The sequence below is a fragment of the Niastella soli genome, from assembly GCF_017742245.1.
Taxonomy (GTDB): Bacteria; Bacteroidota; Bacteroidia; order Chitinophagales; family Chitinophagaceae; genus Niastella; species Niastella soli.
This window is the reverse complement of sequence record NZ_JAGHKO010000004.1, coordinates 117809-135068: the sequence shown is the minus strand read 5'-3', so window position 1 is coordinate 135068 and position 17260 is coordinate 117809. Positions and strand designations below refer to the sequence as shown.

The 17260-nt window shown below is 45.3% G+C and carries 12 protein-coding genes; 5 read left to right on the top strand and 7 right to left on the bottom strand.

Annotated elements, in window-relative coordinates:
- Positions 1-19 precede the first annotated feature (19 nt).
- Together J7I42_RS15335 and J7I42_RS15330 are read left to right on the top strand one after the other, a co-directional pair.
- Positions 20-220 carry a hypothetical protein gene (locus J7I42_RS15335; protein ID WP_209139707.1) on the top strand — a complete coding sequence of 67 codons (201 nt, stop codon included), beginning with the start codon at positions 20-22 and terminating at the stop codon, positions 218-220.
- Positions 201-1130 carry a phytanoyl-CoA dioxygenase family protein gene (locus tag J7I42_RS15330; protein ID WP_209139706.1) on the top strand — a complete coding sequence of 310 codons (930 nt, stop codon included), beginning with the start codon at positions 201-203 and terminating at the stop codon, positions 1128-1130. The genes J7I42_RS15335 and J7I42_RS15330 overlap by 20 nt, the downstream gene beginning before the upstream one ends.
- Here the strand turns inward: J7I42_RS15330 and J7I42_RS15325 are convergent, their stop codons facing one another.
- Both J7I42_RS15325 and J7I42_RS15320 read right to left on the bottom strand, forming a co-directional pair.
- The gene (locus J7I42_RS15325; protein ID WP_209139705.1) at positions 1131-3482 is read right to left on the bottom strand and encodes a TonB-dependent receptor; all 2352 of its coding nucleotides are present in this window, start codon (positions 3480-3482) and stop codon (positions 1131-1133) included.
- A gap of 51 nt (positions 3483-3533) precedes the next feature.
- Positions 3534-4145: a DUF3347 domain-containing protein gene (locus tag J7I42_RS15320; protein ID WP_209139704.1), complete on the bottom strand. Its 612-nt coding sequence runs from the start codon at positions 4143-4145 to the stop codon at positions 3534-3536.
- Between the two features lie 254 nt (positions 4146-4399).
- Here J7I42_RS15320 and J7I42_RS15315 point away from each other — a divergent pair, with 254 nt between their 5' ends.
- The 3 genes from J7I42_RS15315 to J7I42_RS15305 all read left to right on the top strand — a co-directional run bounded on the left by J7I42_RS15315 (position 4400) and on the right by J7I42_RS15305 (position 9188).
- A complete protein-coding gene (locus tag J7I42_RS15315) occupies positions 4400-6412 on the top strand; it encodes an ABC-F family ATP-binding cassette domain-containing protein (protein WP_209139703.1) in 2013 nt (670 codons plus the stop codon).
- Positions 6413-6419: 7 nt separating this feature from the next.
- The gene (locus J7I42_RS15310; RefSeq protein ID WP_209139702.1) at positions 6420-6866 is read left to right on the top strand and encodes a GNAT family N-acetyltransferase; all 447 of its coding nucleotides are present in this window, start codon (positions 6420-6422) and stop codon (positions 6864-6866) included.
- 69 nt (positions 6867-6935) lie between these two features.
- Positions 6936-9188, top strand: a complete 2253-nt coding sequence (locus J7I42_RS15305) for a patatin-like phospholipase family protein (RefSeq protein WP_209139701.1) — start codon at positions 6936-6938, stop codon at positions 9186-9188.
- A 10-nt stretch (positions 9189-9198) separates the two neighbouring features.
- On the opposite strand, the gene J7I42_RS15300 is transcribed toward J7I42_RS15305, so the two are convergent.
- The 5 genes from J7I42_RS15300 to J7I42_RS15280 form a co-directional block, all read right to left on the bottom strand.
- Positions 9199-10269 carry a formimidoylglutamase gene (locus J7I42_RS15300; RefSeq protein WP_209139700.1) on the bottom strand — a complete coding sequence of 357 codons (1071 nt, stop codon included), beginning with the start codon at positions 10267-10269 and terminating at the stop codon, positions 9199-9201.
- Positions 10270-10289: 20 nt separating this feature from the next.
- The gene (locus J7I42_RS15295; RefSeq protein WP_209139699.1) at positions 10290-12326 is read right to left on the bottom strand and encodes a site-specific recombinase; all 2037 of its coding nucleotides are present in this window, start codon (positions 12324-12326) and stop codon (positions 10290-10292) included.
- A 205-nt stretch (positions 12327-12531) separates the two neighbouring features.
- Complete coding sequence (gene hutI / locus J7I42_RS15290; RefSeq protein WP_209139698.1) at positions 12532-13776, bottom strand: imidazolonepropionase; 1245 nt, start codon at positions 13774-13776, stop codon at positions 12532-12534.
- A 142-nt stretch (positions 13777-13918) separates the two neighbouring features.
- Positions 13919-16183 carry a bifunctional alpha,alpha-trehalose-phosphate synthase (UDP-forming)/trehalose-phosphatase gene (locus J7I42_RS15285; RefSeq protein ID WP_209139697.1) on the bottom strand — a complete coding sequence of 755 codons (2265 nt, stop codon included), beginning with the start codon at positions 16181-16183 and terminating at the stop codon, positions 13919-13921.
- Positions 16184-16596: 413 nt separating this feature from the next.
- Positions 16597-17175 (bottom strand): hypothetical protein, encoded by a 579-nt coding sequence (locus J7I42_RS15280; protein WP_209139696.1) that lies wholly within the window; start codon positions 17173-17175, stop codon positions 16597-16599.
- Between the last annotated feature and the right edge of the window lie 85 nt (positions 17176-17260).

Genomic DNA, 17260 nt, shown 5'->3' with positions numbered 1-17260 from the left:
AGGCAATGGGGAATGGGCAATGGGAAGACAGCTTCAGGCCGCAAACATCAGGCAATACACTTCTGAGGCAAACGGCAAACGGCAGACGGCAGACGGCAAACGGCAGACGGCAAACGGCAAACGGCAAACGGCAAACGGCAGACGGCAGACAATAAATAACTATCTTTATTCGTATATTTCGCCTAACGCCAATATTTATTATGAGTTTAAAGCATTTTAAGCCCGTTCACTGGTTGTATAACCTGCTTCATTATAAACAATTGCTCCATAATAAAAAGGCGTATAGGAAATACAACCTGCAAAAATCACTCATCGCATCAGTAAGCAGCAAAGATTTTCCCGATAAAGAATCCCGCGCCTGGCTCGATACCGGCGACTCCGCTGTACTGGCTGAACAAAAAGAAGGCTTTCAACAATTTCCGGCAGCGATACAACAACAGATCAGGGATTGGAGTAGCAAAGGATATATGATCCTGGAGAATTATTTTTCACCAGCGGCGTGTGATGCCATCAATAATGAGATTGACAGCCTGATGAAAAATGGTACGCTGCAATTTAAATGGGGCAACAAGCTGATGTTCGCCAATAAAAGATCGGCCATTATTCGCCAGGCAACAAAAGACCCGGTGATCAGCCGGCTACTCAATTTTTTGCTGGATAAAGAAATGGTGCCTTTTCAAACCATCAATTTTATCAATGGCAGCGGACAAAGAGCGCATTCCGACAGTGTACATATGACCACATATCCACTGGGTTATCTGATTGCCATTTGGGTGGCGTTGGAAGATGTGCATCCCGATAGCGGCCCCCTCTTCTATTACCCCGGAAGCCATAAATTACCTTACCTGCTTAACAATGACTGGAACGCCGGCAGCTCTTTTTTGTCGTTGGGCAAACATGATTATCCCGATTATGAAGACATGGTGGAAGAACTGATAGAAAAACACCGGTTTTCGCGGCAGGAACTGCTTGCCAAAAAAGGCGATGTGTTGATCTGGCATGCCAACCTGGTTCATGGTGGAGCGCCCATTCGCAACCCGGCGCTTACCCGTAAAAGTATGGTAGTGCATTATTATGCCAGCGATGTGATCAAATACCATGAAATAACCGAACGGCCTTCGTTGATGTGATCAGAACTTAAAGTTCCAGGTAACGGAAGGTATGATCGGGAAAAGGGAAACCTGCTCGCTTGAGATCTTTAAAGAACCATCATAAGGACTGCCCTCCTGGCTGAAGTAAATAAAGTAGGGGTTCAACCTGCTGTATACATTATAAATGCTGAACACCCAGTTTGTTTTAAATCGTGCATTGGGACTTGTTCGGGGGGTATAAATAGCCGAAATATCCATACGATGATAAGGGGCCAGCCGGTATTGATTGATCCTGCTGTACTCCTGGGTAAGTACGCCCCCCACTACATAAAAACGCTCAGGCAATGAAACAGCGTTACCGCTTCCATATACAAATACACCCGACAGCTTCCATTTTTTATTCAACTGGTAAGTAGCCACCACCGACAGATCGTGACGCCGATCGTATTTGGATGGATATTTTTTACCTTCATTCAGCGTATCGAACTGGCGCCAGGTCCAGGAAAGGGTGTAACCGATCCAGCCGGTGAGTTTACCTTTTGTTTTATTAATGAACAGTTCTGTGCCATAACTCCAGCCCTTGCCAAAAACAAAATCCTCTTCAGGGTCTTTTAACGAGGGCGTATATCCTTCGCGGTATTCTATCTGGTTGTTCATTTTTTTATAATACACTTCCACCGATGTTTCCAGCATATTGTTGCTGAAGTTTTTGAAAAAACCGGCGGCATACTGCCAGCTTTCCTGGGGTTTTACCCGATATGTACTGGGTACCCACAAATCGGTTGGCAAGGTAGAACCGGCATTGCTTACGAGGTGTATGTATTGGTAATTACGGGTAACAGCTGCTTTTAAAGATGTTTCGTCATTGATAGCATAGCGGAGGGTGACCCGCGGCTCAAACCCGCCGTAGGTTTTTACGGGTTTATTCTTGCTATAGGAAATACTGTCCGACTTGTTGCCATTTATATCAGTAGAAAATATTTTGTAAGGGCCGGCCTGTACAAAACGGCTGTAACGCAAACCGGCGTTTATTTTTATGCGATCACTTACATCCCACTCGTCCTGCGCGTAAATGCCTGTTTCACCCGCATATTTTTTCATGGTGTTATCAGGATAAAACTGGTTATCGCCCTGGTTGCCGCTTAGGACATTGGGTGTAAAAGTATGGTAGGTAAAAATACCTCCAAAGCGGATCTTGTGCTGGGTGGATGGGTAAAAATCAAAATCGGTCTTAGCACTATAATCGTTAATACCCGATGATAGTTTTATTTTGAAATCGTTCTGGGCGGCGCCAAAGGAGAACGCATAATCATTATACACCAGCGTGGTATTGGCAAACAGTTTCCGGTTAAATACATGGTTCCAGCGCAGCGAGGCGGTTGAATTGCCCCAGGGAATATCGGCCTTGAATACACGGCGCGAGTTACGATAAGTAAACACATCCCTTCCAAAATAACCACTCAGGTACAGGCGGTCCTTTTCTGAGAAAATATAATTCACCTTGGCATTGAAATCGTAGAAATAATAACCGGAGCCGTAGAAATCGCTTTTTTCAGAAATAAAAGGTTTCACCAGCAGATCGAGGTACGTGCGCCGGCCCGATATGATAAAGGAAGATTTATTTTTTTTAATAGGCCCTTGTACGGATAGCCGGGAGGCAATGGCCCCTATCCCACCCTCTACTTCAAATTTGTTCAAATTCCCCTCCTTCATGGCCACATCCAGCACCGATGACAACCGACCGCCATATTGTGCCGACATCCCGCCTTTTACCAGGGAGATATTTTTGATGGCATCTGAATTAAATATGGAGAAAAAACCAAACAGGTGGCCTGTGTTGTAAACCGTGGCGTCGTCGAGTAATATCAGGTTCTGGTCGGGCCCACCGCCCCTTACATATAAACCGGTATTGCCTTCCCCGGCATTGCGCACGCCAGGCAGCAGTTGCAGGGTTTTTAACAGATCGGTTTCACCCAGTAACACGGGTACCGATTTCACCTGGGTGATCGACAGATCGATCTTGCCCATTTGTGCATTCGTTACATTCTCATCTCGCCGGCGGGCCGAAACAATTACTTCCTGTAAAACAGGTTTTATGGGAAGATAAAAACTCTGTTCAATGTTCCTGTCGAGGGCAATTACCTGCTGTACCTGTTGATAGCCGGTAAAAGTAATAAGCACGGGGTAGGTGCCCCTGGGTAATGTTATAGAGTAAAACCCAAACTGGTTACTAACAATGCTTTTACCATGGCCATTCACGGCAACCGTGGCACCGATAAGTGTTTCACCCGACAGCGAATCGCGCACATATCCACTCAATGTAAATTTTTCCTGTGCTGTGGCAAATAGAACACTACATACACCAAATACTATAGCAACCAGTCTGGTCATTAACTAAAGTTTTCCTTTATCTTAAAACCAAAGCCGCGGTAGATAGCCTGGTTATTTTGAGTAGTCCAGCGAATCTTCCACGCTGCCGCAAGTGAGCATTTTACTACCGAAGTAAGGGTTTTTAATATCCCTTTCATAGCTGATCCAGTAGGCGCCTTTATTGTCAAAAGCCATAGGGCAGTATTCCCAGTATAACTTTTTGCCATTGTACCGAACGGTACGGGTAAGGCTCCAGATGGCATCGGCTATATTTACAAATTCCTTACGTTTTCCTTCAATGTCTTTTTCTGCTATCAAAGCCTGGGCCGAACCGGTAATAGTACTGGTATAAGTTTGGGCAGTTTCTTTTATCAGCCCGGTGCTATCGCCTTTTATTTCATTTACCTTCAGGCTGTCGGCAGTTGTACGCACTTGTTGCGCGGCGGCAGACGCCTTTGCAGCATCACTGGCTACCAGGGCATTTTTCAATTCATTGTATGCATTCAGTAATTGGGTATACGACTGGTTAAAAGCATCTGAATTGTCGGAGATCGACACGGGTTGTTGTTTAGTTTCGGCAGTTTCACCGGCCGATTTATCATTTTTCTTACTGTTACAAAAAAAAGGCCGGGCAATTAACACAAAAATGGCAAGTACAATTACTACGATTAACGTTTTTTTCATCCTTATAAGTTTATGCGTTTCGGATTCCGGGGAGTGGCAGTTTTGTACCGAAATAATCCTGCCGGTTTTAAGGTCGCCACATTTAACGTGCTCTTTACATTCCAAAGATAGAAGAATAACCTTACATTACTGCCTCATACACAAGTGATTTCGTTTAAAATACCGGCCTGTTTTTTTCTTCCTGCCATCTTTTGGGGAACACTTTCCAAACGGCCCGATTTGTTATACTTTTGCAACTCATTTTGAAATAAACTATGCTGGCAGGATTAACGAACGTAACTTTTGAATTTGGGGCCCGGGCAATTGTAGAAGATGCAACCTGGCATATCCAACCCAACGAACGTATAGGCTTAATTGGCTATAATGGTACTGGTAAATCAACTTTATTAAAGCTATTGGTAGGGCAATACCAGGCTTCGGCAGGTACGGTGGAACGCAGTCGCAACACTTCCATCGGCTATTTGCACCAGGACCTGTTAAGTTTTGATACGAACGATTCTATATTGGGGGTTGCCTTAGGCGCTTTTGAGCGTGTTTTGCAACTGGAAAAGGAACTTGAAGAACTGGGTAAAGAACTGGAAAACACCTCCAGCGGAAGGACTCCGGCGCAGGAAGATGCCCTGTTGCACAAATATTCCGACCGGTTACATGAAATGGATACCCTCGACGGGTACAACATTCACCATAAAACAGAGGAAGTATTGCAGGGCCTTGGTTTTTCCAATGCCGATCTGCAACGCCCCTATAAAGAATTCAGCGGGGGCTGGCGCATGCGGGTGCTGTTGGCGAAAATGATCCTGCAACAGCCCGATCTGTTGCTGATGGACGAACCTACCAACCACCTTGACCTGCCCTCTATTGAATGGCTGGAAAAATACCTGGTACATTACCAGGGTTCTGTGGTGATCGTGAGCCACGATAAGTATTTTCTCGACCGAATGGTAACCAAAATTGTAGAGGTTTACCAGCGGCAATTGCATGTTTATAATGGTAATTATACCTATTACGAAACAGAAAAAGTACAGCGCGTAGAATTACAACAACGCGCGTTTGAAAATCAACAGGATTATATTCGCCAACAGGAGCGTTTTATTGAGCGTTTTAAAGCCAAAGCCAGTAAAGCAGCGGCTGCGCAAAGCGCCATGAAACGCCTCGATAAGCTCGACCGCATCGAGGATGTGGCTATTGAAAGGCCCAACATCAAGATCAACTTTCAGGTTGACAAAGTGCCCGGTAAAGTGCTGTGCGAATTAAAACATATTACAAAAAAATTCGGGGATAATGAGATCGTTCATGACGCCAGCGCTGAAATAAATCGCGGCGACAAGATCGCCCTTATTGGCGCCAACGGTAAAGGGAAATCAACCCTGTTGCGCATCATTGCGGGTGCCGAAACGTACAATGGCGAACGCAAATGGGGCCATAATGTGGATGAAAGCTTTTACGCCCAGCACCAGCTGGAAAGCCTGGATGTAAATAATACCCTGCTCGATGAATTGAAAGGGGCCGGTAGCCAGAAAACAGAACAGGAGCTGCGTACACTATTGGGTTGCTTTTTATTTGGCGGCGACGATGTAGATAAAAAGATCAAGGTGCTGAGCGGTGGCGAAAAAGCCCGCGTAGCCCTGGCAAAAACCATCATCAGCAAGGCCAATTTCCTGATGCTCGATGAGCCTACCAACCACCTGGACATACATTCCGTAGAGTTATTGATAGAGGCCCTGAAAAAATATGAAGGCAGCCTGATACTGGTAAGCCACGACCGTTATTTTGTTTCCAAAGTGGCCAATACCATTTGGGAGATCGATAATAAGAAAATAAAATCATTCCCTGGCGGCTACGAAGAATGGGGTGAATGGAAAGAACGACAAAAAGCAAAAGGAGAACCAACGGGAAAAAAGTCGGAAGCCGGTAGTCAGAAAGCAGAGCCGGCTGCACCAAAACAGGAAGTGATAGCTCCAAAACCAGAGCCGGTTGCAGATAACAAACCGCAGCCTGCCGACGTTAAAGGACCGATCAATAAAGAATTGAAAAAGGAATTGCAGAAACAGCAAAAACTGTTTCAGCAACTGGAAGAAAAAATAGCACAGCTGAATCAACAAAAAATTGCGCTGGAGGCGCAGATGACAGCGCCGGACACTTATGCAGACAGGAACAAATTCGTGCAAACAGAAACAGATTATAAAAAAGTAAGTGATGAATTGCAGCGAATGAATCAGCAGTACGAAGAGGTGTTTGAGAAGATTATGGAGCTGGAAGCGAAATAACCATCCCATGAATATAACCATTCGGAAAGGCACCGAGGTCGACTACCCGGCTATTATTGAACTTATTCACCAATTTGCACTTTTTCAAAAATCACCAGAAAGTGTAACTAATTCGGTGGAACAAATGAAAGCTGACAACAATTTGTTCCAATGTTTTGTTGCTGTAGATGACAAGAACAGGATCATTGGTTACGCAGCCTGGTTTTATGCCTATTTCTCCTGGACCGGTAAAGCGCTTTATCTCGATGACCTGTATGTAGTGGATTCAGCGCGAGGACAGGCCATTGGGACCCGGCTGTTGCAAACAGTTATAGACCACGCAAGGGCAACCAATTGTGTAAAAGTACGCTGGCAGGTTTCCAACTGGAATAAACCCGCCATTGCCTTTTACCGGAAAATGGGCGCCCAGATAGACGATGTAGAAATGAACTGCCACTTTGAATTACGTCATTAGGTTTCCCCAAACCACCACATTTTGGGGACCCACCAATATATCACCCGAAATTAATTGTGGGGGTAACAAATGGTTAAATTCAAAAGCTACAAACCTGGGTTCACCTGGTTATTATTCTTCCTGGTGTCCCAATCCGCTTCGGCCCAAATGCCCGCTCCCCGTCCTAAAATAGGGGTAACCTTAAGTGGGGGCGGCGCCAAAGGTCTGGCCCATATCGGTATACTGAAAGCAATTGATAGTGCCGGTTTAAAAGTTGACTATGTAACCGGCACCAGCATGGGCAGTATCATCGGCAGTTTGTACGCCATTGGTTACACGGCCGACAGTATTGAAAAAATTACCCGTAAGATCGATTGGGACCTGCTGCTTAGTAACTCGGTTTCCCTCCGCAGCATTTTCATGGAAGAAAAAGACGAGTATTCGAAATACGTTGTTGAATTGCCCTGGCAAAACAGCAATTTCCGTCTGCCCAGTGGTTTGTTACAGGGGCAGGAACTATGGCTGAAATTCTCTGAACTTTACTTTCCGGTATACCAGCAAAAAGATTTTTCCCAATTCAGTATCCCCTTTCGTTGTATAGGTACCGATGTGGGTAACGGTGAAGCCATTGTGATGAAGGATGGTGAGATCATTTCGGCTATCCGTAGCAGCATGGCCATACCTTCGGTATTTACAGCCATTGATTTTAAAGGAAAACGTATGGTCGATGGCGGTATTGTTCGCAATTTTCCGGTGCGTGATGTAAAAGATATGGGTGCCAATATTGTAATTGGCAGCAATGTAGCCAGTGGATTATTGCCTTCTGAAAAAGTGCGCAATGCCTTACAGATCCTGCTACAGATCGCTTTCTTCCGCGAAGCAGAAGACGCAAAGACCGAAGTGCCCCAATGTGATATTTATATACCCTTCAAATTACAGAAATATACCATGGGCAGCTTTGGCGATGGCAGTGCCATCCTCGACTCCGGTATTATTGAAGGACATAAATTATATCCCCGGTTTAAACAGCTCTCCGATTCACTGAATACTATTTATGGCCCGGTTGAAATGGTTAGTAACCGGTTGCCAATGGTGAATACAGCCACTATTTCTTCCTACGAAGTGCATGGCGTGGAAAGGACCTCTTCGGAGTTCTTTGTGCATACCATGAACCTTCAACTGAATAGATCATACACCGCGCACCAACTGTCGAACATGGTGCGTCAGGCCTATGGCACCCGCTATTACAGCCGTATTACTTATTCCCTGCAACCGCAACCCAATGGCACCTGCAAGGTCATCTTTGACGTAACGGAGAACCCGTTCACCTTTGCCAAATTGGGCATACACTATAACCGGTTTACAGGAATTGGCATCATTGCCAATTTAACGGCCAGAAATTTTTTCGTCACCAATTCGCGCAGCCTGGTCACCGTAAATATTGGAGAAAGCTTTCGGATCAGGGGGGAACACCTGCAGTACCTGGGCCGGCTGAAAAACTTTGCATTTGTCGCAGAAACCCAGTTCGACCGCCTTGATGTGAACTCCTATGACCAGTACAAACAGGATGGGTTATATAAACAAACCTTTTTTAAAATAGGTGAAAAGTTCCAGTACTCCCCTTCCCGCAGTTTTACCATAGGTGCCGGCCACCGGTTCGAATGGGTGCATTACACACCTAAGATCACGAAGGGACTCGATCTCAGGGGCAGCAATAGTTATAATACATTGTATGGCTTTGTAGGCTATAATTCACTCGACAAGGCTATCTTTTCCCGCAAAGGTGTAAAACTGTATGGTGAAGCAGGCCGGGTTTTGGAACAACATCCCCAACTCGATTTTCTGACAAATGGCGAACCCCTGCCCAATCCCACTAACCTCAGCACGGAGCCCTATTTTCGTACCACGCTCGATGTGGAAAGTTATATTCCCTTTAGTCAACGTACCACCTTGTTGTTAAATGGACAGGGCGGCGTTAACTTCAACTATAAACGCAATGTGCTCAATGAATTTGCCATTGGTGGGCTAACAAAACTATTCCGCAACCAGATCACCTTTGCCGGTTTGCAGGAAGGCACCCTGTACACACCGGCTGTTGCCATGTTACAGGGTGGTGTTCGGGTAAATTTATGGACCAATAACTACATCACCGGCAAGGCCAACATCTTATTCAACAATTTTATCAGCCGAAGCGATTTCTTCTCGAATAATCCCAATTTTTTGTCGGGGTATTCGCTAACCTATTCATACAACTTTGCATTGGGCCCGCTTGAGATCAGCACTATGTACTGCGATCAAACGAAGAAGCTGCAATGGTATATCAACCTGGGCATTCCTTTTTGATGCGGGTTATTTACGCCTCCATTTCTTCGTGCGCTTTTATAAAATCGCTCACGAGGTAACTGATCATTTTACCGGTGGTTTCATTGCTGCGGCCATCGGCCAGTCTGATAGCGCCTTCGCAAATATGCAAATAGGCAACCTGGCTTTCACGGGCCGCCAGCGTTATATACTGACGTGCGTGCAAGGCTGATATGCCCGAGGGGGTGATGGCGCTTGACAAGGCATTCTCAATGCAATCCATATCCAGTTCAATACCGGTATAATTATCTTCGGTGAAATTGGTAGCGTGAGCTATGGCCTGAATAAAATTCCTTTTCTCCAGAATGAAAATATCTTCGTACGTAATAAAGTCAAGAAAGGGATTGTTTACAATGTCGAGCCAAACATTTTGCGGCAGGTAGTTTTCATGTAAACCAACTATACAATATTTCTGTAAGTAGCCATCTTCCTCGGCATAGCGGAAGCCATTGCCGCTGTGACGGCCCTCTGAAGGCCGGAAATCGGAATGTGCATCGAGGTTGATGCAATTGATCTGTGCCAGCGGTAAAACGCCCGATTTATGCAACCCTTTGGCCGCACCTTTTATCAACGGATAGGCATTGTTGTGGCCACCGCCAATGGCGATCGGGATCTTATTATAGGTAGTGATGATCTTGGCCAGTTCTTCCACTTCTTCATCAATGGTGATCACGGCATGCCGGTAAGCATCTATCTTTTCTTCATACCCATAGGCATTCTGTTCTATCAGTTCACCGAGGTCACTGAAATTAAACTGGCCCAGTAAGATCAGCTCTTCCCCATTCAAAAAATCATTGCTTTGCAGGTTTAGAAAGGCCGACAAAAAGGGCACCCATACCGAATCGGCGCCCCCGGTACCATGATTGGCCCGGATGCCAATATCTTCGGGAATTCCAAATACCACATACTTTGCCGTTGATTGCTGCAGCGCCGTTTCCCAGTTGTTTTTATCAGTTTTTTCGGGTAGTACCTCCACAGTTTCACCCAGTTTGGTTTCATATTTACGTATCCTGGTAAGATTCAGTACATCGTGCTTGCTGTAGAATTTGAAATGTTTTATCATATAGCTGATAATTGGTGATATTATGCTGTTTCTGTTTTCTCCGTTTCTGATCTGCGTTTGCGTGGCCTGATAAAATCAAGCGGATGACTTCGGAAGTATTTCCAAAGTATCTTTAAAAAACCAGGATAATCTTTCAAATGAATATCCCTTGACCGGACCGCTACAAAAAAAGCAAGGGAAAAGCTAACCAGGAAGTTCAGGAAACCAATACCTAAAACACCCATTACTACATTGGCTAAATACCGGTAATTCATATGCTCCCATCCTACCCCATAGGCGCCCAGGGAGGTGTTGGCCGCTGAAATGGTAATGTGTCTGATATCGAAAGGTATACCAAATATCTTACCCACGATGCCTGCCATGCCAAGAAAAAAACCTAAAGAAATGTTACCAGCCAAACTGCCCCCGTGCGAATTCAGGTAGGCCGCCAGTTTTTGGAGCCGGCTTGGCGGTAATGACACCCGTAAAACCGGGTGTTCGGTAAGGCGTTTATCTATGCGGCCGTAATTTATCTTGTTTTCAACATACCCCGCAATAATGCCGCTCAAAAAAAGAAAGAACCCCGTATTGCAGGCATACAATAAAGAAAGACTTTGCCAGGGATGCTGGTCCTGGAGCAAATGCGCCGCCTTTTCGCCCTGAACCAGTGGGTGACCTATTGCCAGATCGTATAACCAGGCCAGCAGGTAGGTACCGGGAAACACTACAATAAGGTTGCCGATAAAAGAAGCGATCTGGCTTCGGCTTACTTTTGAGACCGTTACTGCCAGGTTGTATAAGTTAGGGGGATCATCCGTTTTACGGGCATCTAACGAACTGGCCACGGCGCTGGCGGTAAAAGCCGGTTGTTTGGTGGCCAGCGTGGCCCCGGTTTCTTCAATGGCAACAAACCCCAGACTGTAATTAACGCTGTATACAAAGCCATGCCAAAAGGGAGCCATGTGCAGCATGCCCAACAGGTTTTTAAAAATGGCCACAAAACAAATGATCAATCCACCCCACATGGCGCTGCCGATCATTTGAAAATACTCCAGTGGCGAAGCCGTAATGTATTTACTTCCCTTTTTGCCTTTGTGTTCGGCAATCTGATAGGCCAGGTAGCCGGTAGTTTGGGATAGAAACTCCCTGATACTGTTTTTCCGGTTCTCATAGCGGACCACCGTAATGAACATTTGAGCGAAACGGGTCAGGTTGATCTTTTCTTCCGCTTCGGCAATATCCAACAGCAAGGTCATCCGGTTCAGTTTCTGTTCCAGTTGGAACAGGGTGAACGTTTGAGATAAACTGGTGCCTTTTTCTTCTGTTTCATCGCGAATTAACTGAACCAGTTCTTCGCATTCTGCCAGTACCCCACTCAATTGCCGGGCCAGGTCCTGTATAGATTCAGGGCCCTGGTGCTCACGCAGGATGCGTTCTTTTATCTGGTATACCAGGTGTTGTTGTACCGCAAAAGGATTGTTGGGTGGTTGCCATTGCTCCGGCGTATTATGGGTTATTTCCTTCTCCCAACCCAGCTGGGCTACGCGGGCGCTTAAGATCTGTAAAGAAAGCACCGCTTGTTTTATAATAACCGGGTCGCTGCCTGAAAAAGAGAGACCGATGCCATCAAAGAAGCGCATCCATTTATCCCGGCCTATTTTTTCAACCCATTCATAATCGGTTTGTTTAAAAAAGATGCGGTTAAGCAGGTATAGGAAATCGTTAGGGTCGCGGGCCGCAGGTAAAAACTTATGTTTTAAACGGGCAAACAATTCACGGCCTGCACCACGTGAAATGGTGATGCCGCTTTCCGTAAACATGGGCACCAGGTTGCTGTTGATCAATTGCGCCATTATAGCGGTGCGCAGGTTGTTCAATACAGAAGGATACTGGTGAACAAATTGTATTGTTTCTGCAAACTTCTTTTGTACGTTCTCAAACTCCGACAGGCGCGGACGCATCATGTCCACAAAAGCCACCAGGTAATCAAGCGCGGCTGACCGGTCCCTGATAGAAATGGACCGGTCTTGCTGAAGCAACTCCTTTACCAGGTTGACTTTTTTCCTTTTTCTAAACATGGTTATGAGTTGTGAGTGGTGAATCGGCAAACGGCAGACGGCAAACGGCAGACGGCAGACGGCAAACGGCAAACGGCAGACGGCAGACGGCAAACAGTTCGCGAGCTTTGAGATTAATGTACGACCTTTCGCCACCGAATTTTTTTTTGCCTTTTGCTTCGCCCGCCAAAACCTTGCGCTATTGCCCATTGCCCATTGCCTTTTTCTACTGCCACTGCCCTCCTATCATCACCTTCTCAATTAAATTAGAGCCGAAAGAATAAGGTATATACGCCAGGGAGGGTACTGGTTTGGTAAGGATGAGACTGGCTTTTTTCCCAACAGAGATACTGCCCAGTTTATCGGCACACTCCATGGCCCAGGCGCCATTCAGGGTAGCGGCATTTATCGCTTCCTCTGGCAACATTTTCATTTGAATGCAACTCATGTTTACCACCCCGTTCATATTACCACTGGGTGAAGAACCGGGATTGAAATCTGAGGCCAGTGCAATGGCACAGCCTGCGTCTATCAGGGCCCGGGCCGGTTGAAACGGCATTCTTAAAAAGAAGGCTGCAGTTGGTAACAGTGTGCCGATAGTGGAAGATCCTGCCAGGGCGTTTATAGCCGGTTCATCCATGGTTTCCAGGTGATCGACACTAACAGCGCCCAGGGCAATACCGGTTTGCACGCCGCCCGATAAATTAAGCTGGTTGGCATGGATCTTTGGTTTTAATCCATATTGCATACCTGCCTTGCAGATCAGCGCTGTTTCTTCTGGTGAAAAGAAACCTGTTTCACAAAACACATCAATATAATCGGCCAGTTGCTCCCTTGCAATAACGGGCAGCATTTGCTGAATAATAAGATCAATATATCCGGAATGGTCCTCTTTATACTCCATGGGATATGTATGCGCGCCCAGGAAGGTGGCTTTGATGGTAACGGTTGACCGCCCGCGCAATTTTTTTATCACCCGCAACATTTTCAACTCCCCCTCAACGGTGAGCCCATAACCGCTTTTTATTTCAATAGCACCAGTGCCCAATTGGATCAGTTCTTCCAGACGGCCCCAGGCCAGGTTAAAGAGTTCCTCTTCCGTGGCCTCATTTAATTTACGGGCTGAATTTAAAATGCCCCCACCTCTTGCTGCAATTTCAGCATAGCTGAGCCCTTTTAATTTGTCAATGAATTCACTTTCCCTGCTGGCTGCAAAAACCAAATGGGTATGGCTGTCGCACCAGGTGGGCAATACCATTTTTCCCGTAGCGTCAATAGTTTCAGCTGGCAGTGCGCGGTTTGTTTTTGCCAGTTCTTCCATGGTACCATAGGAAACTATGGTATCGTCTTCGATCAATAAAAATGCGTTGTGTATACATGGAAGATCTGCCAGTTCTTTTCCCCGCAGTACAGGCCATTGTTCCCGTACATTTACGAGTTGTTTGATATTGGTGATGAGTGATGTGGCCATTTAGTGAAGATAGGCTAATTGCCCAATTTACGAATTCGAAACCCCGATAAATCGGAACAAGATTGCGAATAAAAAAGTCCGTCAGCAGGCACCGGGTGGTGTCACTACTGACGGACTTTCCGTTGGACATTCTTTTATATCCTCAACGCTGGCGGTGAGTTGAGTCCTGCGCTGAGTCGAAGGATGCGTATTGTTTATTTACGATCGGTAACATGAGTTTTTTTAACAGCTGCAGCACTTTATTTTGAGAAAAAACGGTGTATTGCGCCGCGGTTGATCCATTGCTTACCTTTATACTATATGCCCGTTCACCCAGTGTTTTGAACATATCCTCATCGGTAGTATCATCACCAATACATAACACAAAATCAGGTTGCAGGTCGTTCACTATTTTCAGGGCCATAATGCCTTTATCAAAACCCGACATCCGTACTTCCACTACCTTATTGCCATCCACCACCTGCAGCATGGTATTTTGTAACAACTGTGTCAGGTTATTGATCAACTCCCTCGACCGGGTAAAACCCAGTTCGGGATGTGTATTACGATAGTGCCAGGCCAGTGTATTGGTTTTTTCTTCAATGAATGAACCAACGCAATGGGTAACGAACAGTTGCATAATGGGCCTGATCTCGTTCTTCCATTGATCGGGAATAGAGACCGCCTGTTGCCATTGATCGTTCTTTGGTTTAAAGCTGGCCCCATGTTCAGCTACCAGCATCATGGGCAGATCGCCTAACCATTTTTCCAGGGTGTAGGCTTCGCGGCCGCTTATGATCACTACATTATTCTTTGGGTCTGCTGATAAACCGTTTAAGACAGACCGCAACTCTTCATTGGGTTTTGCTTCTGACGGAATGCGGGCATAAGGCACCAGCGTACCGTCATAATCCAATAAAAGGCAACGGCTACCGGCCATTTGATAATGCAAATGAATTTGGGCAATCACGCGGTCATCGAGCACTTTGACCTGTTGTTTCAGTTGTTCCTGTTTTACATTCGCCAGTTGATCCAGAAAATCACTTACCCATTTTATAACATCGTAGTCAGACAACCGCTGCTGCATTAAAAACATGCGGTGTTCCTGTTCTTCCTCTGGCATGGTCAATGCCCGGTTGATAGCGCTGGCAACTTCAATAGTGTCGGTGGGATTTACCAACAGGGCTTCATTCAGTTCGTTGGCAGCGCCGGCCAGTTCACTCAGGATCAAAACGCCTTTCCGTCCCGAACAGCTGGCAACATATTCTTTGGCAACGAGGTTCATCCCATCGCGCAAGGGTGTTATCAGCGCCACATCGGCTGCTTTGTAAAGGGCGGCCAGTTCATTGAACGGAAGATGGGTGTACCGGTATATAATAGGCTGCCAGGTAATGGTTGATATTTTGCCATTAATGGTGCCTGTTTTTTGTTCTATCTGTTGTTTACGTTCCGTGTAGGCCTGAATGTCGTCACGCGAGGGAACAATATTTAAAATGAACACCACTTTCTCCCGCCATTCAGGATACTGTTCCAGAAAATGATCATATGCATTCAGCCGGTCCATCAATCCTTTTGTGTAATCTAGTCTGTCTACCGAGAAAATGATCTTCTTTCCTTCAAAGTTCTTCCTGATGTCTTTATAGTGTTGTTTTGTTTCCGGATCGTTACAGGCCTTGTTGAATTTTTTGTAATCAATGCTGATCGGGAACAGATCGGCTTTTATTAACCGGTCCTGGTACTGCATCGAGTGAAAAGAGCTGTCAACGCCCAGGATCATTTTAGCCGATTGCAAAAAGTGTTGTGCGTAATCGTGTGTATGAAAGCCGATCAGATCACTGCCCAGTACACCCCGCAATAAAGAAGTTTTCCATTCAGCAGGTAGTGTCCTGAACAATTCGTATGACGGGAAAGGGATATGTAAAAAGAATCCGATAGTGGCAGCTGGCTTTTCTGCCCTGATCATTTCCGGTAGTAACAACAGCTGATAATCGTGTATCCAAATGGTATCATCCGGTTGTAAAAGTGGAATTAACTTGTCGGCAAATGCCCTGTTCACTTTTACATAAGCCTCAAAGTAATGTACATTCGATTCAACCAGATTAGGAAAGTAATGGAATAATGGCCACAACACCGAATTGGAAAAACCATTATAATAGTCCTTGTACAGCAGCTTATTCAGAAAGAGCGGAATAATTTGAATGTCACGGCCAGATAGTTTTTCCTTGACCACGCTCCATTCATTTTGGGGAAAATCTGCCACACCTAGCCAAAACTTCTCTGTAAACCCTCTGTTTTTAGAACTATCACTTTCAAAATAACTTTTAATTGCCGATACTAATCCACCTGAGCTTTGCCGAAGTGTAAGCTGATCTCCTTCATGATCAATAGAAAAAGGTAACCTGTTAGATATAATAATCAATCGTCCCATAAAATAAACAGTAAACCAATTAAAAATAAAGGCTTCTGCCACGTACAAATGTGCCAGGCCTTGTTACATGGTTTATTATCAATGAAATTATGGTGCCAATAGCGAGGTGGAGTACGATTAACTGCCTGAGTTAAAGGCCTTGTAGTTTGATTTTAATACGAATTTAAGTTCAGAGCCAGGAAGTAAGAGGTAGGATGTAGGAAGTTGTCCACTTAACAGGTTGACAGCACCAGGATAGTGTTGTTTGGCACAAGCGGACGCTTGCGCCATTCGAAGTAAGAGTAAGAAAAGCCGGATCGTACTTCATACTTCTTATCTCCTGCTTCAAAAATTATTTTCCGGAAAGCGCTAAAAATGAAAAGAGACAAAGACTTTCATCTTCATCTCTTTCAATGTTGTATATTCCTTTTTCCTTATTTAAAATTCAACTTCATGCGCTGACGGTAAAACTCTCTAACTACACCACGCTGGTTGTAGGGGTTGGTAACCAGGAAGAATAAATAGAGGGGTTCAGTTACTTCAGCCATTTTAAGGGCTTTTTCTTTTACAGGGAAAAATACCTGTTCAATTGTACGGGTAGCTGTCACTGTATTGGCATCTACCGTTTTGATATCTCTGTCCCACCGGTACTCATTGGTACCTTTGTTGTAAAACCAGAACGACCAGTTGTCAGAGTTGATCGCAATTTGTTTGTTGGGGTTAAAGTTGTCTTCTTTAACAATTTTGAACGGAATGTCTTGTAGGTCGGCTAAAGGGGCTTTGTCACCGATTTTGTAAACCGCATCGGTGAAATCGGCATTAACAAAAACACCATCAACGGTGTTAACGTCAAATGTGAACTCTACTGAAAAGGGGGCTTTCTTTAACTCATACTCGCCATTAACGGGTGCAACAGCTGCGCCGTTTTGAATGATCTTCAGGCTAACTTTAGCTTGAGAAAACACGCTGCTGGTCACCAGGGCAAAAAAGAACAAGGAAATGGTTGTTTTCATATTGCGGATTTTTCATGCATATTAATCTTCATAACTGCTACAACGTACAGATTACGCAAGATATTTTGTCATAGTATAAATACCA

Coding starts and splice junctions, on each gene's coding strand:
- J7I42_RS15305 (WP_209139701.1), top strand. CDS start 6,936: ATGGTTAAATTCAAAAGCTACAAACCTGGGTTCACCTGGTTATTATTC.
- J7I42_RS15325 (WP_209139705.1), bottom strand. CDS start 3,482: ATGACCAGACTGGTTGCTATAGTATTTGGTGTATGTAGTGTTCTATTT.
- J7I42_RS15300 (WP_209139700.1), bottom strand. CDS start 10,269: ATGATAAAACATTTCAAATTCTACAGCAAGCACGATGTACTGAATCTT.
- J7I42_RS15315 (WP_209139703.1), top strand. CDS start 4,400: ATGCTGGCAGGATTAACGAACGTAACTTTTGAATTTGGGGCCCGGGCA.
- J7I42_RS15335 (WP_209139707.1), top strand. CDS start 20: ATGGGAAGACAGCTTCAGGCCGCAAACATCAGGCAATACACTTCTGAG.
- J7I42_RS15280 (WP_209139696.1), bottom strand. CDS start 17,175: ATGAAAACAACCATTTCCTTGTTCTTTTTTGCCCTGGTGACCAGCAGC.
- J7I42_RS15330 (WP_209139706.1), top strand. CDS start 201: ATGAGTTTAAAGCATTTTAAGCCCGTTCACTGGTTGTATAACCTGCTT.
- J7I42_RS15310 (WP_209139702.1), top strand. CDS start 6,420: ATGAATATAACCATTCGGAAAGGCACCGAGGTCGACTACCCGGCTATT.
- hutI (WP_209139698.1), bottom strand. CDS start 13,776: ATGGCCACATCACTCATCACCAATATCAAACAACTCGTAAATGTACGG.
- J7I42_RS15320 (WP_209139704.1), bottom strand. CDS start 4,145: ATGAAAAAAACGTTAATCGTAGTAATTGTACTTGCCATTTTTGTGTTA.
- J7I42_RS15285 (WP_209139697.1), bottom strand. CDS start 16,183: ATGGGACGATTGATTATTATATCTAACAGGTTACCTTTTTCTATTGAT.
- J7I42_RS15295 (WP_209139699.1), bottom strand. CDS start 12,326: ATGTTTAGAAAAAGGAAAAAAGTCAACCTGGTAAAGGAGTTGCTTCAG.